15 protein-coding genes and 1 riboswitch are annotated in these 18,880 nt (G+C 67.3%); of the genes, 9 read left to right on the top strand and 6 right to left on the bottom strand.

All coding sequences use genetic code 11. The features are described 5' to 3' along the window. Window positions 1-33 precede the first annotated feature (33 nt). On the top strand, window positions 34-1,230 hold the full coding sequence (locus QX010_RS15100) for a YbfB/YjiJ family MFS transporter (RefSeq protein WP_315800748.1): 1,197 nt from the start codon (window positions 34-36) through the stop codon (window positions 1,228-1,230). A 166-nt stretch (window positions 1,231-1,396) separates the two neighbouring features. On the opposite strand, the gene QX010_RS15095 is transcribed toward QX010_RS15100, so the two are convergent. From QX010_RS15095 to QX010_RS15085, 3 genes are all read right to left on the bottom strand, one after another. After that, a complete protein-coding gene (locus QX010_RS15095; RefSeq protein WP_316180277.1) occupies window positions 1,397-2,179 on the bottom strand; it encodes a molybdopterin-dependent oxidoreductase in 783 nt (260 codons plus the stop codon). Between the two features lie 14 nt (window positions 2,180-2,193). Beyond that, window positions 2,194-2,847, bottom strand: a complete 654-nt coding sequence (locus QX010_RS15090) for a cytochrome b/b6 domain-containing protein (RefSeq protein ID WP_316180275.1) — start codon at window positions 2,845-2,847, stop codon at window positions 2,194-2,196. Between the two features lie 200 nt (window positions 2,848-3,047). Further along, window positions 3,048-3,602 carry a fasciclin domain-containing protein gene (locus QX010_RS15085; protein ID WP_316180273.1) on the bottom strand — a complete coding sequence of 185 codons (555 nt, stop codon included), beginning with the start codon at window positions 3,600-3,602 and terminating at the stop codon, window positions 3,048-3,050. A 481-nt stretch (window positions 3,603-4,083) separates the two neighbouring features. Here QX010_RS15085 and QX010_RS15080 point away from each other — a divergent pair, with 481 nt between their 5' ends. After that, window positions 4,084-4,449, top strand: a complete 366-nt coding sequence (locus tag QX010_RS15080; protein ID WP_316180272.1) for a hypothetical protein — start codon at window positions 4,084-4,086, stop codon at window positions 4,447-4,449. A 12-nt stretch (window positions 4,450-4,461) separates the two neighbouring features. On the opposite strand, the gene QX010_RS15075 is transcribed toward QX010_RS15080, so the two are convergent. Then, entirely contained in the window at window positions 4,462-5,649 is a 1,188-nt protein-coding gene (locus QX010_RS15075; protein ID WP_316180270.1) for a DNA topoisomerase IB, read from the bottom strand. 377 nt (window positions 5,650-6,026) lie between these two features. Between QX010_RS15075 and acs the strand changes: the two genes are divergently transcribed. The 3 genes from acs (at window position 6,027) to QX010_RS15060 (ending at window position 9,520) form a co-directional block, all read left to right on the top strand. Further along, on the top strand, window positions 6,027-7,979 hold the full coding sequence (gene acs, locus QX010_RS15070; protein ID WP_316180269.1) for an acetate--CoA ligase: 1,953 nt from the start codon (window positions 6,027-6,029) through the stop codon (window positions 7,977-7,979). Between the two features lie 105 nt (window positions 7,980-8,084). Beyond that, a complete protein-coding gene (locus QX010_RS15065) occupies window positions 8,085-8,804 on the top strand; it encodes a hypothetical protein (protein ID WP_316180267.1) in 720 nt (239 codons plus the stop codon). Between the two features lie 221 nt (window positions 8,805-9,025). Beyond that, window positions 9,026-9,520 carry a L,D-transpeptidase gene (locus QX010_RS15060; protein WP_315800926.1) on the top strand — a complete coding sequence of 165 codons (495 nt, stop codon included), beginning with the start codon at window positions 9,026-9,028 and terminating at the stop codon, window positions 9,518-9,520. 74 nt (window positions 9,521-9,594) lie between these two features. Here QX010_RS15060 and QX010_RS15055 read toward each other — a convergent pair whose 3' ends face one another. After that, window positions 9,595-9,831 carry a DUF1674 domain-containing protein gene (locus tag QX010_RS15055; RefSeq protein WP_316180265.1) on the bottom strand — a complete coding sequence of 79 codons (237 nt, stop codon included), beginning with the start codon at window positions 9,829-9,831 and terminating at the stop codon, window positions 9,595-9,597. Window positions 9,832-10,026: 195 nt separating this feature from the next. Between QX010_RS15055 and QX010_RS15050 the strand changes: the two genes are divergently transcribed. From QX010_RS15050 to purH, 3 genes are all read left to right on the top strand, one after another. Then, on the top strand, window positions 10,027-11,379 hold the full coding sequence (locus QX010_RS15050) for an RsmB/NOP family class I SAM-dependent RNA methyltransferase (RefSeq protein ID WP_316180263.1): 1,353 nt from the start codon (window positions 10,027-10,029) through the stop codon (window positions 11,377-11,379). Between the two features lie 234 nt (window positions 11,380-11,613). Next, window positions 11,614-13,329, top strand: coding sequence for a heparinase II/III family protein (locus QX010_RS15045; RefSeq protein WP_316180261.1), 1,716 nt, complete (start codon window positions 11,614-11,616; stop codon window positions 13,327-13,329). Between the two features lie 315 nt (window positions 13,330-13,644). After that, window positions 13,645-13,725: riboswitch (ZMP/ZTP riboswitch) on the top strand. Between the two features lie 24 nt (window positions 13,726-13,749). After that, the gene (gene purH, locus QX010_RS15040) at window positions 13,750-15,342 is read left to right on the top strand and encodes a bifunctional phosphoribosylaminoimidazolecarboxamide formyltransferase/IMP cyclohydrolase (RefSeq protein ID WP_315800759.1); all 1,593 of its coding nucleotides are present in this window, start codon (window positions 13,750-13,752) and stop codon (window positions 15,340-15,342) included. 113 nt (window positions 15,343-15,455) lie between these two features. Here the strand turns inward: purH and QX010_RS15035 are convergent, their stop codons facing one another. Continuing rightward, window positions 15,456-16,865, bottom strand: coding sequence for an MFS transporter (locus tag QX010_RS15035; protein WP_316180259.1), 1,410 nt, complete (start codon window positions 16,863-16,865; stop codon window positions 15,456-15,458). 169 nt (window positions 16,866-17,034) lie between these two features. On the opposite strand from QX010_RS15035, the gene ggt reads away from it, so the two are divergent. Further along, the gene (gene ggt / locus QX010_RS15030) at window positions 17,035-18,741 is read left to right on the top strand and encodes a gamma-glutamyltransferase (protein ID WP_316180258.1); all 1,707 of its coding nucleotides are present in this window, start codon (window positions 17,035-17,037) and stop codon (window positions 18,739-18,741) included. Window positions 18,742-18,880: the final 139 nt, after the last annotated feature.

The raw sequence follows: 18,880 nt of genomic DNA, 5'->3' as shown, positions 1-18,880 counted from the left end.
AATTGCCGGCCGATCGCCGCGCCGGAGCATGTCTTGCCAGCCTCCCCATCCGACCCGACACCGGCCCACCCGGCGTTGACCAACCTCACGCTGTCGCTGGGTCCGATCATCGGTCTCGGCATCGGCCGCTTCGCCTACGCGCTGGTGCTGCCGGACATGCGGGACAGCCTGCATTGGTCATACTCGGCGGCCGGCTTCATGAACACGGTCAACGCCGCCGGCTATCTCATCGGCGCGCTGATCGCCGCGCAGCTGGCCCGGCGCTACGGCGGCCTGGCCGCAGTGCGCGGCGGAACGCTGGCGGCGCTGGCCTCGCTCGTGGTGTGCGCCATGACCGGTGACTTCATCGCGCTCAGCCTGGCGCGGCTCGTGACCGGCATCGGCGCCGGCGTCGCGCTGGTGGCCGGCGGCGCGCTGGCGGCGCGGGTCGCCCTGGCGCGGCCGGCGCAGGCGAGCTTCGTGCTGAGCCTGTTCTATGCCGGGCCGCCGCTCGGCATCGTCATCTCCGGCCTGATCGCCCCCTTCGTGCTGCAGGCCTTCGGGCCCGGCTCATGGTGGATCGTATGGGCCGTGCTCGCCGCGGTCGGCGCGGTGCTGATCGGGCCGCTGCTCGCGATGCGGCTCCCGGCGAACGCCGCCACGGCGGAGACCCGCACCGACCGCGTCTCGCTGCGGCCGATGGCGATCTATCTGTTCGGCTACTTCCTCTACGGCGCCGGCTATATCGCCTATCTCACCTTCATGATCGCGTATGTGCGCGATCTCGGCGGCGGCGCCGCGGCGCAATCAGGCTTCTGGTGTCTCATTGGCCTCGCCGGCTTCACCACGCCCTGGGTGTGGCGGCGCGTGCTGGCGCTCGACCGCGGCGGCTGGCCCACCGCCCTCATCCTCACCATCAACGCGATCGGCGCCGCCCTGCCCTCGCTCAGCCATTCGCCTGTCATGCTGACGCTGTCGGCCGCTGTGTTCGGCATCGCCTTTTCGACCGTGACCACGGCCACCACCGCCTTCGTGCGCTTCAACCTGCCGCAGAGCGCCTGGCCGGGCGCGATCGCCGCGCTGACCATCTCGTTCGGCGTCGGCCAGACGCTCGGACCCTTCGCCGTCGGCGCGATCACCGATGCGATGGGAAGCCTGACCTACGCGTTGAACGTTTCAGCCGCGCTGCTGCTGCTGGGCGCGGTGATGGCGGCGATGCAAGGCAAGCTGAAGCGCTCCGACCGCACCTAGCTCACGGTGTCGTCCCGGCGAACGCCGGGACCCATACCGCGGAAGCTATCGAGGGATGCGGCTGCCAGTTGCCTGCCTCATACCCCCCTGTGGTTATGGGTCCCGGCGTTCGCCGGGACGACAGCGGAGTGTGTCGCGCGCAGCTCGGCCTCAAGCGGACCGACGCTCAGCTCCCGCTGAACGAATTGTACCCCTGGTCCTCCCAATAGCCGCCCTTGTAGTCGTTGGTGATTTCCATCGCGACGACGTATTTCGGGTTCTTGAAGCCGAGCTTGGTGGGGACGCGGATCTTCATCGGGTAGCCATAGGCGCGCGGCAGGATCTGGTCGGCGAATTTGAAGGTCATCTGGGTCTGCGGATGCAGCGCGGTGCGCATGTCCAGCGGCGAATTGTAGCCTTGCGCATCGGCGCAATTGAACCAGACATATTTGGCGCGGGTGTCGGCGCCGACCAGCTTGAGGAAATCGCGCAGCGGCGTGCCGGTCCAGGAGCCGATCGCGCTCCAGCCCTCGACGCAGATGTGGCGGGTGATCTGCGTGACCTGCGGCAGCGCATGCAGCTCGTCCAGCGTCCACGACTTCTTGTTGTCGACGAGGCCGCGCACCTCGAGCTTCCAGTCGGCGGCATCGATCTCCGGCGCCTCGTCGAGCGTGTAGTAGGCGTTGAACGGGAACGGCTTTGTAATTGCGCTCTCCGGAAAGGTCGGCGCCAGCGCGTCCGGGTTGAAGATCCAGGACTGCACGGCGTCGTTGAACTTGGAGACCTTCTTGAGCAGCTCTTCGGCGCTGTCACTGTCGACGACGTCGCAGCCGGTGAGCAGGGTCAGCGCGCCCAGGCTGGCGCCGCCGGTGAGGAAGCGGCGCCGGGTGAGGTCGGGCATCACCTTGAGCGAGTCCTTGATCAGGAGCCGCTTGTCGACGCCGGGAATGAGGAACGGACGCTTGGCCATGATACTCTCTCCTCTCAGCGACCGATGATCATCGCGCGCAGGCTCTTCGGCACCAGCAGCGCGAGCAGGATATGGATCACCAGGAAGGCGCAGATCAGCGCCATGCAGACGAAATGGACGTAGCGCGCCGCCGGATAGTCGCCGAACAGGCTGACCAGCCAGTGCAGCTGGACCGGCTTCCACATCGACAGGCCGGTGAGCACGACGACGATGCCGACGCCGATGATGCCGAGATAGAGCAGCTTCTGCACCGCGTTGTAGGCGGTGAGGTCGTCATGGGCGAGCTTGAAGGTCAGCGCGGCCTTGAGGTCGGCGATGACGGACGCCGGCGAGACCGGCAGCAGCTTGCGGCGGAACCGGCCGGTGGCGAGACCGGTCACCAGATAAGCGAGGCCATTGAGCATCAGCAGCCACATCGCCGCGAAGTGCCACAGCAGCGCGCCGCCGAGCCAGCCGCCGAGCGTGAAGCTGCGGTCGAAGCGGAAGTCGAACAGCGGCGAGGCGTTGTAGATCTGCCAGCCCGACATGATCATCATGATCATCGCGACGGCGTTGATCCAATGCATGACGCGCACCCAGGCCGGCTGAATGACCTTGGTCGCGACTCCAGTTGCTGGTCCCCCGGTCGCCGCGAGGGTCGAGGGGGCGCTGGTGGTGGCGCTCGTCATGGCGGTCGGCTCCGTCGCTTGCATTCGTCACGGTCATTATACGCCGGCTCGGCGGGCCCCGTTACGCTCCGGCACCGATCAAATCGATACGTGAAAACTATGGCGTTCACAAAAAAGCGAGCCGGGGTGGGCCCGGCTCGCTCCTGGTCACATCCGCGAGGAGGAGGAAGAAACGGATGTGTCCGGTGTCGCGCCGGGCCTCACGACGCCGGCATCAGCACAGTGTCGACCACGTGGATGACGCCGTTCGACTGGTTCACGTTGGGGATCGTGACCATCGAGGTGCCGCCCTTGGCGTCGACGATCATGACGTTCTTGCCCTCGCGCTTGACCGTGAGCTGCTCGCCCTCGACCGTCTTCAGCATCTGGCCGTCCTTCAGGTCGGACGCCTCGAGCTTGCCGGGCACGACGTGATAGGTGAGGATCTTGGTCAGCGTCGCCTTGTTCTCCGGCTTGACGAGGCTGTCGACGGTGCCGGCCGGCAGCTTGCCGAACGCGGTGTTGGTCGGCGCGAACACCGTGAACGGTCCCTTGCCTTCCAGCGTCTGCACGAGGCCCGCGGCCTTCACCGCGGCGACCAGCGTCGTATGATCCTTCGAGTTGACCGCGTTCTGCACGATGTTCTTCGACGGGTACATCGCCGCGCCTCCGACCATCACGGTCTTCTCCTCGGCGTGCGCGGGTGCGACGACGATCGAGGTCAGCGACAGCGCGCTGAAGGCGGCGGCAGCGAGGAAGGCAATGCGCTTGGACATGGGTAGCTCCCTAATGAAGACGGCGGCAGCGCCGCACGATGAGTTCGACTGCGACATCGATGCGTTGGAGAGCGCTGTTGCTCTCGCGTCGTGTCGGGCCGAGCTACGCCGCGTTCGGAAGCGAGTTTCGGCGCATAATTTAACGTGATCCGTGAAACCTGCGGCGATCGAGATCGTCTCGCCGACTCATTGAACGAGATCTGCGCCGCAATGTCGCAGCCTGCTGCGAACTGATCAGCTCTCTGTCGGTCATTGGCCGAGGCCGATGACCGATCATCGCCGCCATTAACTACAATGCGAGCCGAGCCCGGCCGAACCTGCCGAAAATATTGCGAGTAAGACTTTCTTAAGGTTGATTGGTCGGCACGGCGCCGGCTGCGGGAAGGGGATGTCCCGCACTGTCCGGCGCGATCGGCGGGGGTTTCCTACAGTGAACAGAACGATCTGGATTGCGGGGTTCTGCCTCGTGATAATCTGCTGCTTGCTTGCAACGAAGATGGTGCTCGCCGCGGCGACGCCCGGCGACATGAGCGACACGACCTCGTCGCTGATCCGCGAGCCCATTCCGGGCGTTGATACGCTGAGCGAGACGGATCGCAGCTTCGCGACACAGCCGATCGAGTACAACGAGGACGTCTATCTGCCACTGGTCTCGCGGGCCGTGCGGGCGGAAGGGCGTAGCGGGTCGCCGGCGCGCCGGGCGAAGGCGTCCGGCAAAGCCGCTGTGCTGCGGCCGGCCAAGCGCAATCCGCAGCCCGTGAAGACGTCGGCGACGGCGTGCAAGCAGCTCGACCCGATCGCGCGCTTCCTCGCCTCGGCGAAGATCGGGCCGCGGTGCCAGGCTTGATCGTTTGAGGCGTCAGGCCGAGACCGCCGTCACCACTTGCGCCAGCAATTGCTCGCGCCGCGTCTGCGAGCGCTGGCCCTTCATGGTGGCGGCGAAGCGTTCGAGGATGCCGTCCTCGAACGCCGTGACGATGGTGTCGTGCACGTAGCTCTTGCGGCAGATCGCCGGCGTGTTGGTGAGCTCGTCGGCGGCGGCGCGGATCGCTTCCAGGATCTGCTTCTTGCGGCCGCGCGCGCTCGCCGCGGGCGTGATTCGCGACAAGGTCTCCAGGGCGACGGCCGAGGCCATCAGCGTGCGGAAATCCTTCAGCGAGATCTTGATGCCGGCGATCTCGCGCAGGAACGCGTTGACCTGGGTGGTCGAGACCGCGCGCACCACGCCCTGGGCGTCGCGGTATTGGAACATGCGGCGGCCAGGCACGCCGCGCAGGATGCCGACGGCCCGCACCAGCTTGGCGGCGTCGCATTCCTTGCGCACCGCCTTGCCGCCCTTGGCCTTGAAGGTCAGCACCAGGGAGTCATCCTCGAGCGTGACGTTCGACTTCAACAATGTGGTGGCGCCGCGCGTGCCGTTCAGCCGCGCATAGGACTCGTTGCCGGGACGGATCGCGGTGCGCGCGATCAGCTCGATCACGGCGGACAGCGCGAACTCGCGCGTCGGCTCGTCGCCGGCGAGATGTTTCGACACCGCGCGGCGGATGCGCGGCAGCGCGCCGACCAGCTTGGCGAGACGATGCGCCTTGCGATGCTCGCGCACCTTCTCCCAATCGGCGTGATAGCGGTATTGCAGCCGGCCGGCGGCGTCGACACCCACCGCCTGCAGATGCAGGTTCGGATCGGGGGCGTAGCGCACCTCGCGATAGGCCGGCGGCACCGCCATTGCATGCAGGCGGCGAATGGTGCCGGCGTGGCGGATCGGGGTGCCGTTGGCGCGGATGAAGGTGTAGCTCTTGCCCCGCCTGATGCGGCGGATGGTCAGCGCGGTCTGGTCGCCGAGCTTCAGCCCGATGCGCCTGGCGAGTTCCTCGACCGAGGTCTTGGCGTTGCCTTGCGCGTCGGCGGTCTTGGCGTGGGCGAGATCCTTCAAGGTCAGCTTGCGGCGCGGCGGCTTGGGCGGCCACTGGCCCAGCGCCTTCGCGAGCGCGACATCGGCATCGGCCGGGCCGACCCGCGGGCTCTCGAAATTCTGCTGGTCCATCATTGCTTTAGACGCCCTGCCGTCGTTTTCATCCGCTCAATGCCCCGGAGTCCGGTTTGGTTCCGGCCGGGTTATCCACAGCTTCAAGGCGATTTAGGGCGAGACGGGCCAGATAGCGAGTCCCTAATTTTGGGCAGAACGGTTGCAAAATACCGGTGCGCGCCCCGATTCCGGGTAACCTTGATGCTGCAGACTGTAGCGACCTCCGAAGTGTGACCGGCGCGCTCAACCTCCGCGCACAATTCTTTGATCCTGCGCAGACCGCCTCCCCGCCGAAGGTCCTACTTGTCTTGCCTTGTCGCCGCCGGTTACGCGGACGCATAGTGGGAACAACGATGGCCTGCGCCGGACCACGGCGGGCCGCATGTGGAGGGTGTGAAATGTCCGAGAAGATCTACGACGTTCCGGCCGAATGGGCGAAACGCGCCTTTGTCGACGACGCGAAGTACCAGGAGATGTACGCGCGCTCGATCAAGGACCCCAACGGCTTCTGGGCCGAGCAGGCCAGGCGCGTCGACTGGGTCAAGGCACCGACGAAGATCGAGAACGTCTCCTACGCCCCCGGCAACATCTCGATCAAATGGTTCGAGGACGGCGTCCTCAACGCCGCCTACAACTGCGTCGACCGCCATCTCGCCACCCGCGGCGACCAGACCGCGATCATCTGGGAAGGCGACGACCCCTCGCAGTCCAAGCACATCACCTATCGCGAGCTGCACGACGAGGTGTGCCGGATGGCCAACATCCTGCGAAACCGCAACGTCAAGAAGGGCGACCGCGTCACCATCTATCTGCCGATGATCCCGGAGGCCGCCTATGCGATGCTGGCCTGCGCCCGCATCGGCGCCATCCACTCGGTGGTGTTCGCCGGCTTCTCGCCGGACTCGCTGGCCCAGCGCATCAAGGACTGCGATTCCAAGATCATCATCACCGCCGACGAGGGCCTGCGCGGCGGCCGCAAGGTGCCGCTCAAGGCCAATGTCGACGCGGCGCTGAACAAGGTCGACAATGTCGACTGGGTCGTCGTGGTCAAGCGCACCGGCGGCAAGATCGAGATGAATCCGAGCCGCGACCTCTGGTACCACGAGGCTGCGGAGATGGTGACCACCGAATGCCCGTGCGAGCCGATGAATGCGGAGGATCCGCTGTTCATCCTCTACACCTCGGGCTCGACCGGCCAGCCCAAGGGCGTGCTGCACACCACCGGCGGCTATCTCGTCTACGCCGCGATGACGCACCAATACGTGTTCGACTATCACGAGGGCGACGTCTACTGGTGCACCGCCGACGTCGGCTGGGTCACCGGCCACAGCTACATTCTCTATGGACCGCTGGCCAACGGCGCCATCTCGCTGATGTTCGAAGGCGTGCCGAACTATCCGGACAATTCGCGGTTCTGGAACGTCATCGACAAGCACAAGGTCAACATCTTCTACACCGCGCCGACCGCGATCCGCGCGCTGATGCAGGGCGGCGACGCGCCGGTGAAGAAGACCTCGCGCGCGTCTCTGCGCCTGCTCGGCTCGGTCGGCGAGCCGATCAATCCGGAAGCCTGGGAGTGGTATCACCGCGTCGTCGGCGACGACCGCTGCCCGATCGTCGACACCTGGTGGCAGACCGAGACCGGCGGCATCCTGATCACGCCGCTGCCGGGCGCGACCAAGCTCAAGCCGGGCTCGGCGACGCGGCCGTTCTTCGGCGTCGTGCCGGAGATCGTCGATGCCGATGGCAAGACGCTGGAAGGCGCGACCGAGGGCAATCTCTGCCTCACCCGCTCCTGGCCGGGCCAGATGCGCACGGTGTATGGCGATCACGCCCGGTTCGAGATGACCTACTTCTCGACCTACAAGGGCAAGTACTTCACCGGCGACGGCTGCCGCCGCGACGCCGATGGCTATTACTGGATCACCGGCCGCGTCGATGACGTCATCAACGTCTCCGGCCACCGCATGGGCACCGCCGAGGTGGAGAGCGCGCTGGTCGCGCACGCCAAGGTCTCGGAAGCGGCCGTGGTCGGCTATCCGCACGACATCAAGGGCCAGGGCATCTACGCCTATGTCACCCTGATGGCCGGCGAGCAGCCGAGCGAGGAGCTGCGCAAGGAGCTCGTCGCCTGGGTGCGCAAGGAGATCGGCCCGATCGCCTCGCCCGACCAGATCCAGTTCGCCCCCGGCCTGCCCAAGACCCGCTCCGGCAAGATCATGCGCCGCATCCTGCGCAAGATCGCCGAGGACGAGCCGGGCGCGCTCGGCGACACCTCGACCCTTGCCGATCCCGGCGTGGTCGATGATCTCGTCCAGCACCGGCAGAACCGCAAGGAGAAGCAGGCCTAGCGCATGTCCGCTGGACCTCTCAGGAGACGGTTGGAGAACGCGGCCCGGCTGGGCTGCGTTCTCCTCGCTTTGGCGGGCGGGATCGGTCCTTCGACGGCGCAGCTCATGCCGCAGTCGCCGGAACTGAAGACCTCGGTCGCGTTCTTCTACCGGGATCCGCGCATCGAGGGCCTGGTCCACGTGTTCGCGACCCTGAAGTCGGAAGGGCGGGATTGGACCGCCTACCCGCCGGTGACCGGGCTGTTGGCGCGGTCCTTCGCGCTGCATCCGGACTGGATCGATCGGCTGGCGCCGCCCGAGGGAGACGGCAAGGCGGCTTCGGCCTTCCTGGCCGCGGTCCGGCTCTCGGGACATGCCGCTGAGGCTGGCAGGTTTCGCGGCCGTTTCGGCGCCAGCGCCCTCGACGCCACGCTGGAGGATCAGTTCGGCAGCGCTCCCGCCCGGCTCGAGGACATCACGATCAGGACCCCGACCGACCTGGACCTGCTGTGGGGCGCCTCGTTCGCTGAAGGCGACGGCCGCTATGTGCGCATGATCCTCGACTTCTTCGCCTCCATCACCAATCAGTCCGAGCTCATCGCGCTCGACACCGCCCGTCTCACGGTGGCCATGGTCGGCGGTCCGAAGGACATCTACGACACGCTGGAGCAGCGCTACGACGCGGCCCAGCGCGGCCGGATGGTGGTTGCGGCCGCAGCCCTGTGGGCCATCGGATCGAACGTGCGCCAGCACGACTACGTCCGCCAGGCGACGTCCGACTACATCCACGATCATCCGCGCACATTCGCCGTCCGGGCGCTGTCGGCGATCACCCGCCTCAAATAGATTGCACGTGCCCGGCCGGGTTCGCTCCGCTGGCCCCGCCGGCGAATCCGTGTTGCGGGCCGGATTCCGGCCGAGTGTTGTTTTCAGGTCATTTACTTGCAGAAGAAGTTTTCATTTCCTCCAGCCATCCGAGTGCTCCCGCAAGAGCGGAGGTCGCAGCGATGGGGCGAAGAGGAATGGCGAGGCCGATTGGAGCGATCGGGCCGGCCGTGAAGGCGGCGATGATGGCCGCGTCGGTGGTCGGAGCCATGGTCACGACGGCCGACTCTGCGTCCGCCCGTCCCGAGCTGGTCAGCATCGCCGGCGACTATTCGCCCGGCACGATCGTGGTGAAGACCGGCGAGCGCAAGCTCTACCTCGTGCTCGATGGCAGCCACGCCATGCGCTACACGGTCGGCGTCGGCAAGGCCGGTCGGCAATGGGCCGGCACCACCAAGATCGACGGCAAGTACAGGAATCCGGCCTGGGCGCCGCCGGCCGACGTCAAGCGCGACAAGCCCAACATCCCCGACGTGATCCCCGGTGGCTCGCCGCAGAATCCGATGGGCGTCGCCGCCATGACGCTCGCGGGCGGCGAATATGCCATCCACGGCACCAATGTGCCGAACTCGGTCGGCGGCTACGTCTCCTACGGCTGCATCCGCATGCTGAACAGCGATATCACCGACCTCTACGAGCGCGTGTCGATCGGCACCACGGTGGTCGTGACCCGCTGAAGCCGAAGCGGCCGAACTGATTCTCCGTCCCCCGCGCCATCACCATGCCTGACGGCGCGCGCCCGGCGGATGTATCAGAAGTCCGAGATGATTCCCTTTTTCTCCCAGTCGCCGTAGCGGGTCGGCTCCGGTCCCTTCGGACCCTGCAGCTCCCTCGGCATCGGCGTCGCCTGCTCGGCCGCGAGACGACGCCGCTCCTCCGCCTCGGCCAGCGCACGCTGCGCGGCCGGAGTGAGCGGCTTGCGCGGATTGTCGTTGCTGGCGACCACCGACAATGCGGGCTTGCGCTCGTTGTTGGGTTCGTTGCTCATCGTACCATTCCACCGTTGCACCGGATCCTTCCCGACATCATCAGATCGTGTGAGCACGCCGGGGAAAACAGGTCTAAAAAAAGCGGAGCCGATTCTTACATTTGGCATATTCCGGTGACAGAGGACCCGCAAGCTGATGGCATGCACCCGATGGTCGCGGAACTGCCTTTCTTCTTTCGCGAGTAATTCCCAGGCATGCCTCCGCCGCGTTTTGCGACCCCTTCCGAAGTCCCAGGCCTGGCGGCACGACGCATCGCCGCCGACGTGGTCGACGGCGTGCTGCACAAGCATCGCACCCTCGACGATCAGCTCGACGGAACCGGCGCGCATCCCGGACTGAAGCATCTCGCCGACCGCGACCGCGCGCTGATGCGCCGGCTGGTCGCCACGACATTGCGGCGGCTCGGAACGCTCGGCCACGTGCTGTCGCGGCTGCTGGATCGTGGCGTGCCGACCGACGCGCCGCGGGCGCAGAGCGCGCTGCTGATCGGCGCCGCCCAGATCCTCTGGATGGACGTTCCCGACCACGCCGCCGTCGACCTTTCCGTCCGCCTGGTGCAGGCCGACCGCCGCGCGGCGAAATATGCCGGACTCGTCAACGCGGTGCTGCGGCGCTGCGCCCGCGAGGGCGCCAGCCTGCTCGACGATGCCACCGGTCAGCCGCTTGATATCGCGCCCTGGCTGCTCAAGCGCTGGATCGATCATTACGGCGAAGCGACCGCCAGGGACATCGCCGCGGCGCTCGGCCAGGAGCCGTCGCTCGACCTCACGGTGAAGTCGGACCCGGCGCAATGGGCGTCGCGGCTGCACGGCGAGGTGCTGCCGACCGGCACCGTGCGCACCGTGCTGCATGGCTCGGTGACGGTGCTGCCGGGCTTTGCCGAGGGACAATGGTGGGTCCAGGACGCCGCTGCCGCCCTGCCGGCGCGCCTGCTCGGCGATGTCAGCGGCAAGGCCGTCGCCGACCTCTGCGCGGCGCCGGGCGGCAAGACCGCCCAGCTCGCCCATGCCGGCGCCCGCGTCACCGCGGTCGACCGGTCGCCGGCCCGGATGAACCGGCTGAAGGACAACATGACCCGGCTGCAGCTCGCGGCCGAGACGGTCGTGGCCGATGCCGCCGAATGGCAGCCCGCCGACGGCGGCGGCTTCGACGGCCTGCTGCTCGATGCGCCCTGCACCTCGACCGGCACGATCCGGCGCCATCCCGACGTCGGCTGGTTGCGCAGCGAGGCCGACATCACCGCATTGTCGGGCCTGCAGACGCGGCTGCTGACCAGGGCGGCCAGCCTGCTCAAGCCGGGCGGAACCCTGGTCTACTGCACCTGTTCGCTGGAGCCCGAGGAGGGCGAGCAGGTGGTCGAGCGCGTGCTCGCCGAAAGCACCGAGCTGCGCCGCATCCCCGTCAGCCCCGGCGAGGTGGCGGGACTGGCCGAGCTGGTCACGCCGGCTGGCGACCTGCGCACCCTGCCCTGCCATTTGCCGCACCAGGACCCGCGGCTTGGCGGTCTCGACGGTTTTTATGCGGCGAGACTGGAGCGGCGGCCGTGAGCGTGTCATCGTGTGCGCTCTGCGCCGGCCGCGCTTTGAGGGCGTCGGCGTTGCGTTAGTCCGTTTATATCCTGATTTTGCACCAGATTCTGGTCCCGCGATGGTGCTGCACCGGGGCCAAAAATGGTGTATCGGCGGCAGTTGCGATCTATGAAGGATGCGCAACCGAATCCCCCTCTGAATCCAAGGCTTGGCGTGTCCGCCGCTCAACGCAGACGCATATCGACGCTGGTGATGGGCCGCTTTGCGCGCAGCCTGATGTCCAACGTCAGCGGTGTATCGGTATCCGTGTCCGGGCTGTGGCCAGGACGCGCGGACCGGCTCATCATTGCGCCGCATGACCTGCGCACGTCGGACGCGACGCGGGCGGCCGAGATCTATGCCGGACGCTTCGTCTTCGCCGGCAAGATCGTGACCTGCCACGGCCGTTCGATCTTCGACCTGGAGCCGCCGTCCGAGGACTGGGAGGTGGCCCTGCTCGGCTTCGGCTGGCTGCGACATCTGCGCGCAGCCGATACCGCGCTGACCCGCGCCAACGCCCGCGCTTTGGTCGACGACTGGATCACCAACCAGATCGGCCGCCATCCGCTGAGCCGGCGCGCCGACGTGCTGGCGCGACGGGTGATTTCGCTGTTGTCGCAGGCGCCACTGGTGCTGGCCGATTCCGACGGCAAGTTCTACCGCCGCTACCTGCGCGGGCTGACCCGCGAGATCCGCTATCTGCGCTATTCGACCATCGACATTCCTGATGGCGCGCCGCGGCTGCAGGTGCTGATTGCGCTGTGCTACGCGGCGCTGTGCCTCGCCAACCAGGCCAAACACATCCGCAGCGCGACCCGGAAACTCTCGGACGAATTGCAGCGCCAGATCCTGCCCGATGGCGGCCACGTCTCGCGCAATCCGGGCGCGCTGATCGAGCTCTTGATCGACCTGCTGCCGCTGCGGCAGACGTTTGCGGCCCGCAACATCGCGCCGCCGCCGGCGCTGCTCAATGCCATCGACCGCATGATGCCGATGCTGCGCTTCTTCCGGCACGGCGACGGCAACATGGCGCTGTTCAACGGCATGGGCGGCACCCCGTCCGACCTGCTGGCGACACTGCTCGCCTATGACGACACCCACGGCACGCCGATGGCGAGCATGCCGCATTCCGGCTTCCAGCGGCTCGACGCCGGACCGATGACGGTCATCGTCGACACCGGTCCGCCGCCGCCACCGCATCTGAGCCATGAGGCCCATGCCGGCTGCCTCGCCTTCGAGATGTCCTCCGGACCGTGCCGCATCGTGATCAATTGCGGCATGCCGTCGACTGGCCGCGACAATTGGCGTGCCTTCGCGCGCAGCACGGTGGCGCATTCGACGCTGACCTATCACAACACCTCGTCCTGCACCTTCGTCGAGATGTCGGCGATGAAGCGCCTGCTGCACGGCGCGCCGATCGTGTCGGGTCCGACGCGGGTCGAGAACTTCCGCGAGATCGTGCCCGACGGCACCGTGCTGTCGACCTCGCACAATGGCTACGCGGCGAAATTCGGCCTGATCCATCGCCGCGTGCTGGTGGCGGCCGAGGATGGCTCGCGGCTCGACGGCGAGGACACCGTGACGCCGGCGCAGGGCGCGCGGCTTCGCGGCGGCGGCTCGGACTACGCGCTGCGCTTCCACCTGCACCCGGCCGTCAAGGCCAGCCGGCTCAGCGACGGCCGCGGCGCCATGCTGGTGCTGCCCAATCGCGAGGTCTGGACGTTCGAGACGTTCGACGACCGCGTCGATCTCGAGGACAGCGTGTTTCTCGCCGGCAATGACGGTCCGCGCCGCACCACCCAACTGGTGATCCGGCAGGACGCGCAGCAGGCCCCGTCGATCCGCTGGAGCTTCGTCCGCTCGTCGGCGTCGCCGACCGAGACCAACGGGCGCCGCAACGCGCGGAAAGAGCCGGAACTGCCGCTGTGATCGGTACGGCGCCAAGGAATGAGCCGACGAATCGTGCTGCGAGATGCACGCCATATCTGCACGGACAGTAGGCTCCCTCTCCCCGTTCTTACGGGGAGAGGGTCGGGTGAGGGGCAGACGCACGGGAAGTGCACGTGGCGAGACCTGTACCCCCTCACCCGGATTGCATCTGGCGATGCAATCCGACCTCTCCCCGCAAGCGGGGCGAGGTAAGGGCACCGCCTGCGACGCGCGTTCGAGCCAACATGAGCGCTCAATCGATCCCGAGCACACACACCTCCCCGTTGTCGCCATCGGCAAAAGCTGATATGAGGCCGGCTCTCGCGCGACTGGCGACTTTGGATGGAGCACCATCGGGGAGCGCGGGATCGACCGCCGTGCGCCTGGGCAAATTGAACTCCTTCAACAGGACTCTTTGCCATGACAAACCAGCTTCGTCGCGTTCGCCGTGCTCTGCTCTCCGTTTCCGACAAGACCCGCCTCGCCGATTTCGCGCTGGCGCTCGCCGCGCGCGGCGTCGAACTGATCTCCACCGGCGGCACCGCCAAGGCCATTGCCGAGGCCGGCCTGAAGGTGAAGGACGTCTCCGACCTCACCGGCTTTCCCGAGATGATGGACGGTCGCGTCAAGACGCTGCATCCCAAGGTGCATGGCGGCCTGCTCGCCATCCGCGGCAATGACGAGCACACCGAGGCGATGAAGGCGCACAACATCGCGCCGATCGATCTCCTCGTCGTCAATCTCTATCCGTTCGAGGCCACCGCCGAGCGCGGCGCGTCGTTCAGCGACTGCATCGAGAACATCGATATCGGCGGCCCGGCGATGATCCGCGCGGCCTCGAAGAACCACGAGGATGTCGCGGTCGTCGTCGACGTCAACGACTACGAGGCCGTGCTCGAGGACCTCGCGCGCCACGAGGGCTCGACCACCTTGCTGCTGCGCCGCCGGCTTGCCGCCAAGGCCTATGCGCGCACCGCCGCCTATGATGCTGCGATCTCCAACTGGTTCGCCGCCACCATCCAGAACGACGCGCCCGACTACCGGGCCTTCGGCGGCAAGCTGATCCAGTCGCTGCGCTATGGCGAGAACCCGCACCAGCATGCGGCGTTCTACGCGCTGCCCGGCCGCCGTCCCGGCGTCGCCACCGCGCGCCAGCTCCAAGGCAAGGAGCTGTCCTACAACAACATCAACGACACCGATGCGGCCTATGAGTGCATCGCCGAGTTCGACCCGGCGCGCACCGCGGCCTGCGTCATCGTCAAGCACGCCAATCCCTGCGGCGTCGCCGAAGGCCCCGATCTCGTCACCGCCTATCAGAAGGCGCTGGCCTGCGATTCGACCTCGGCGTTCGGCGGCATCATCGCGATGAACCGCAAGCTCGACGCCGCCACCGCGCGCGCCATCACCGGCATCTTCACCGAGGTGATCATCGCGCCCGACGCCACCGACGAGGCGATCTCGATCATCGCAGCGCGCAAGAACCTGCGGCTGCTGCTCGCCGGCGCCCTGCCCGATCCGCGCGAAGCCGGCCTCACCGCCAAGACCGTGGCCGGCGGCCTGCTGGTGCAGAGCCGCGACAATGCCGTCGTCGATGACATGGAGCTGAAGGTGGTGACCAAGCGCGCCCCCACCGACGCCGAGCTGCGCGACCTGCGCTTCGCCTTCCGCGTCGCCAAGCATGTCAAGTCGAACACGATCGTCTACGCCAAGGATTCGGCGACCGTCGGCATCGGCGCCGGACAGATGAGCCGGGTGGATTCGGCGCGCATCGCCGCACGCAAGGCGCTGGATGCGGCCAGCGCGCTCAAGCTCGCCGAGCCGCTGACCAAGGGCTCGGTGGTCGCCTCCGACGCGTTCTTCCCGTTCGCCGACGGCATGCTGGCCTGCATCGAGGCCGGTGCCACCGCCGTGATCCAGCCGGGCGGATCGGTGCGCGACGACGAGGTCATCAAGGCCGCCGACGAGCACGGCATCGCCATGGTGCTCACCGGCGTCCGGCACTTCCGGCACTGAGCGCCTTCACCGTCGTTCCGGGGCGCGCGCAGCGCGACCCCGGAATCCGGAGCCGAGGCGCGAGATTCCGGGTTCGTTGCTGCGCGACGCCCCGGAATGCCCCCGGAGAGAGTTCAGGCAGCCCGCTCCGCAGGACGATCTGAACTCACGCGCGCCAGCAACAGCAATCCGGTCGCGAAGAACAGCACCAGCACCGCCATGCCGGCCTTCTGACTCGCAGTGACCGCGGTGATGGTGCCGATCAGCAATGGCCCGATGAACGACGTCACCTTGCCGGTGAGCGCGAACAGGCCGAAATACTGCGCGACGCGCTCCTTCGGCACCATGCGGATCAGCAGCGAGCGCGAGGCCGCCTGCAGCGGCGCGCCGCAGGCGCCGATGACGCAGCCGAGCAGGAGATAGGCGCGCTCCGGCAGCGAGGCGAATAGCGGGCCGCCCGGCACGGCCGGCGTCACCGGAATGAACAGAACCGAATCACGGCTCACCATGAGAATCGCGACGATCGCGAGCAGCAGCAGCGTCATGCTGCCGGCGATCACACGCTTCGGCCCGAGAAAATCATCCAGCTTGCCGCCGAGCCAGCCACCGAACGTGCCGGCGGCGGCGAGGATGATGCCAAAGGTGCCGATCTGGATCGTGTTCCAACCGAATGTGCCGGCGGCATAGATGCCGCCGAAAGCGAACAGCGACACCAGCCCATCGGTGTAGATCATGTTGGCGAGGAGAAAGAGTGCAACGTCACGCTGCTGCGGCAGGCTGCGCAGCGTCTGCTTCAGTTGACCGAGCCCCTCGCGCACGGCCGCGCCCAGCCGGTGCCGTGCCGGAAAGTCCGGTGTGAACAGGAACATCGGCAGCACGAACACGATGAACCAGAGCCCCGTGAGCGGACCGGAGATGCGGTCGCCTTCATGGCTCACGGGATCGAGCCCGAACAGCGGCTTGAATCCAAACAGCGTGCGGCCGCTGTCGGGATTGGCGGCGAGAAAGCCGAGCACGATGATGAGCGAGAGGATGCCGCCGACATAACCGGTGGCCCATCCGGTGCCGGATAGCCGGCCGATGCGTTCCGGCGGCACCAGGGTCGGCATCATCGCGTTGTTGAACACGGTGGCGAACTCGACGCCGATGGTGGCGATCACATAGGCCGCGAGCAGCGGCGGGATCAGCTCGGGCGCGCCGGGGCGCCCGATCCACATCAGCGAGGCGCCGATCACGAGCAGCGCGCCGAACGCCGCGATCCACGGCTTGCGGCGCCCGGTGGCATCGGCGATGGCGCCGAACACCGGTGACAGCAGCGCGATGACGATGCCGGCCGCGGCGGTCGCAAAGCCCCACAGCGCCTGGCCGCTCGCCGCGTCCGGCGCGACATGCGCCGCGAAATAGGGCGCGAAGACGAAGGTCGTGATCAGCGTGAAATAGGGCTGCGCCGCCCAATCGAACAAGATCCAGCTGACGACGGCCGCGCGCCCGGGATAGATTCGGCCGTCGGCAGTGCCAGAGGTCTCGATCGTGATGACGGCCATTCGAAAATCCTCTGCAATCCCAGCGTCGCGTCTCGCGACGATCACGGCGTTGCGTTTTACGCCGGCGACCCGGCCCTATAACATCTGACGATCCCAGGCGGATGTCAGCAACGGCAGAATTGCGATGACCACGTTCACGATTGATCGACGACGGCTCCTTGCGGGTTTCATGCTGTTGCTGGCCGGCTGCCTGCCCGCGCGGGCGCTGGATTCGCAAACCTTCGATATCCCGCAGCCACCCGGTATCACCGCGCCGGCGCAGCCGCCCGCCCATGGCATGGTGGTGGCACAGGAGAGGATCGCAGCCGAAGTCGGCCAGCGCATTCTCGCGCTCGGCGGCAACGCGGTCGATGCCGCCGTTGCCACCGGCTTTGCGATGGCCGTCACCTATCCGGTTGCCGGCAACATCGGCGGCGGCGGCTTCATGGTCATCCACATCGCCAAGTCCAACGAGGATATCGCGATCGACTATCGCGAGACCGGTCCCGCCGCGATTACGCGCGACATCTTCCTCGGCGCCGACGGCAAGCCCGACAACGCCAAGTCGCGCGATTCGGCGCTGTCGATCGGCGTCCCCGGATCGGTGGCGGGTCTCGCGCTGGCGCTGGAGAAATACGGCTCGGGCAAATTCACGCTGGCGCAGGTGCTGCAGCCGGCGATCGTGCTGGCACGCGACGGCATCCCCGTCGCCGACGACGTCGCCGTGACGCTGCCGATGATGGCGCCGCGGCTGGCGAAATGGAAATCGTCGGCCGCGATCTTCATGCGGCCCGATGGCACCGTGCTGAAGGACGGAGACCGGCTGATCCAGCGCGATCTGGCGGCGACGCTCACCGCCATCGCCGAGCAGGGGCCGCGCGGATTTTATGAAGGGCCGGTCGCCGACCAGCTCGCCAAGGCGATCCAGGATGCCGGCGGCATCATGACGGCGGACGATCTCAAATCCTACCAGCCGGTGCTGCGCACGCCGGTGCGCGGCACCTATCGCGGCTATGACATCGTGTCGATGCCGCTGCCGTCGTCGGGCGGCACCGTGCTGGTCGAGATGCTGAACATCCTCGAGGGCTTTCCGCTCGCCGAGCTGAAGCAGGGCTCGCCCGCATCGCTGCATCTGCTGATCGAGGCGATGAAGCGCGCCTATGCCGACCGTGCGCGCTATCTCGGCGACCCCGCCTTCGTCGACGCGCCGGTGCGCGCGATGCTGTCGAAGGACTATGCCACGCGCCAGCGCGCCGGCATCGATCCCGCGCACGCCACCAGCGCCGGCGACGTTCTCAACACCAAGCCGTTGCGCGAGGGCAGCAACACCACGCATTTTTCGGTGGTCGACAATGACGGCAATGCCGTCAGCAACACCTACACGCTGAACTTCCCCTATGGCGTCGGCCTCGTCGCCGACGGCACCGGCGTGCTGCTCAACAACGAGCTCGACGATTTCACCGCCGCGCCCGGCGCCTCCAACGCCTTCGGCCTGGTCGGCTTCGAGGCCAATCTGCCCGGCCCCGGCAAGCGGCCGCTGTCCTCGATGTCGCCGACCATCGTGCTGAAGGACGGCAAGCCCGTGCTGGTCACCGGCTCGCCGGGCGGCAGCCGCATCATCTCGACCGTGCTGCAGGTGATCGTCAACGTGCTCGACTATCGGATCGACGTCCGCCAGGCCGTCGCCGCGCCTCGCCTGCATCACCAATGGATGCCCGACGAGGTTCGGATCGAGAAGGGTTTTGCCGATGACGTGCTCGCCGGTCTGCGCGCCCGCGGCCACAAGATCGAGGAGCCGATGGGACGGACCTCGGCCAACTCCATCCTGGTGACGCCGGATGGATTCGTCGGAGCGCCGGATCCGCGCAGCAAGGGCGCCACCGCAGCCGGGCGCTGAGGCGCCCGGTTCCTGGCCGATAGGAGGAGATCGTGGCCCGGATGACGATTTGCCGCCGCCCGGCGGGGCCCTGCACCAGCTTCCCTCCGTTGGCGTGGTGACCGAGGCGCGTTAGAAGCATACCAGGGCGCAGCGAGGC

Source organism: Bradyrhizobium sp. SZCCHNRI1009 (assembly GCF_032487575.1).
Lineage (GTDB): Bacteria > Pseudomonadota > Alphaproteobacteria > Rhizobiales > Xanthobacteraceae > Bradyrhizobium.
This window is presented reverse-complemented; position numbering and strand designations above follow the sequence as displayed.

Excerpts from the sequence above, each read along its gene's own strand:
- QX010_RS15060 (WP_315800926.1), top strand. The coding sequence starts at position 9,026 with ATGATGGCCGCGTCGGTGGTCGGAGCCATGGTCACGACGGCCGACTCT.
- QX010_RS15050 (WP_316180263.1), top strand. The coding sequence starts at position 10,027 with ATGCCTCCGCCGCGTTTTGCGACCCCTTCCGAAGTCCCAGGCCTGGCG.
- QX010_RS15035 (WP_316180259.1), bottom strand. The coding sequence starts at position 16,865 with ATGGCCGTCATCACGATCGAGACCTCTGGCACTGCCGACGGCCGAATC.
- QX010_RS15085 (WP_316180273.1), bottom strand. The coding sequence starts at position 3,602 with ATGTCCAAGCGCATTGCCTTCCTCGCTGCCGCCGCCTTCAGCGCGCTG.
- QX010_RS15075 (WP_316180270.1), bottom strand. The coding sequence starts at position 5,649 with ATGATGGACCAGCAGAATTTCGAGAGCCCGCGGGTCGGCCCGGCCGAT.
- acs (WP_316180269.1), top strand. The coding sequence starts at position 6,027 with ATGTCCGAGAAGATCTACGACGTTCCGGCCGAATGGGCGAAACGCGCC.
- purH (WP_315800759.1), top strand. The coding sequence starts at position 13,750 with ATGACAAACCAGCTTCGTCGCGTTCGCCGTGCTCTGCTCTCCGTTTCC.
- QX010_RS15095 (WP_316180277.1), bottom strand. The coding sequence starts at position 2,179 with ATGGCCAAGCGTCCGTTCCTCATTCCCGGCGTCGACAAGCGGCTCCTG.
- ggt (WP_316180258.1), top strand. The coding sequence starts at position 17,035 with ATGCTGTTGCTGGCCGGCTGCCTGCCCGCGCGGGCGCTGGATTCGCAA.
- QX010_RS15065 (WP_316180267.1), top strand. The coding sequence starts at position 8,085 with ATGCCGCAGTCGCCGGAACTGAAGACCTCGGTCGCGTTCTTCTACCGG.
- QX010_RS15090 (WP_316180275.1), bottom strand. The coding sequence starts at position 2,847 with ATGACGAGCGCCACCACCAGCGCCCCCTCGACCCTCGCGGCGACCGGG.
- QX010_RS15045 (WP_316180261.1), top strand. The coding sequence starts at position 11,614 with ATGGGCCGCTTTGCGCGCAGCCTGATGTCCAACGTCAGCGGTGTATCG.
- QX010_RS15055 (WP_316180265.1), bottom strand. The coding sequence starts at position 9,831 with ATGAGCAACGAACCCAACAACGAGCGCAAGCCCGCATTGTCGGTGGTC.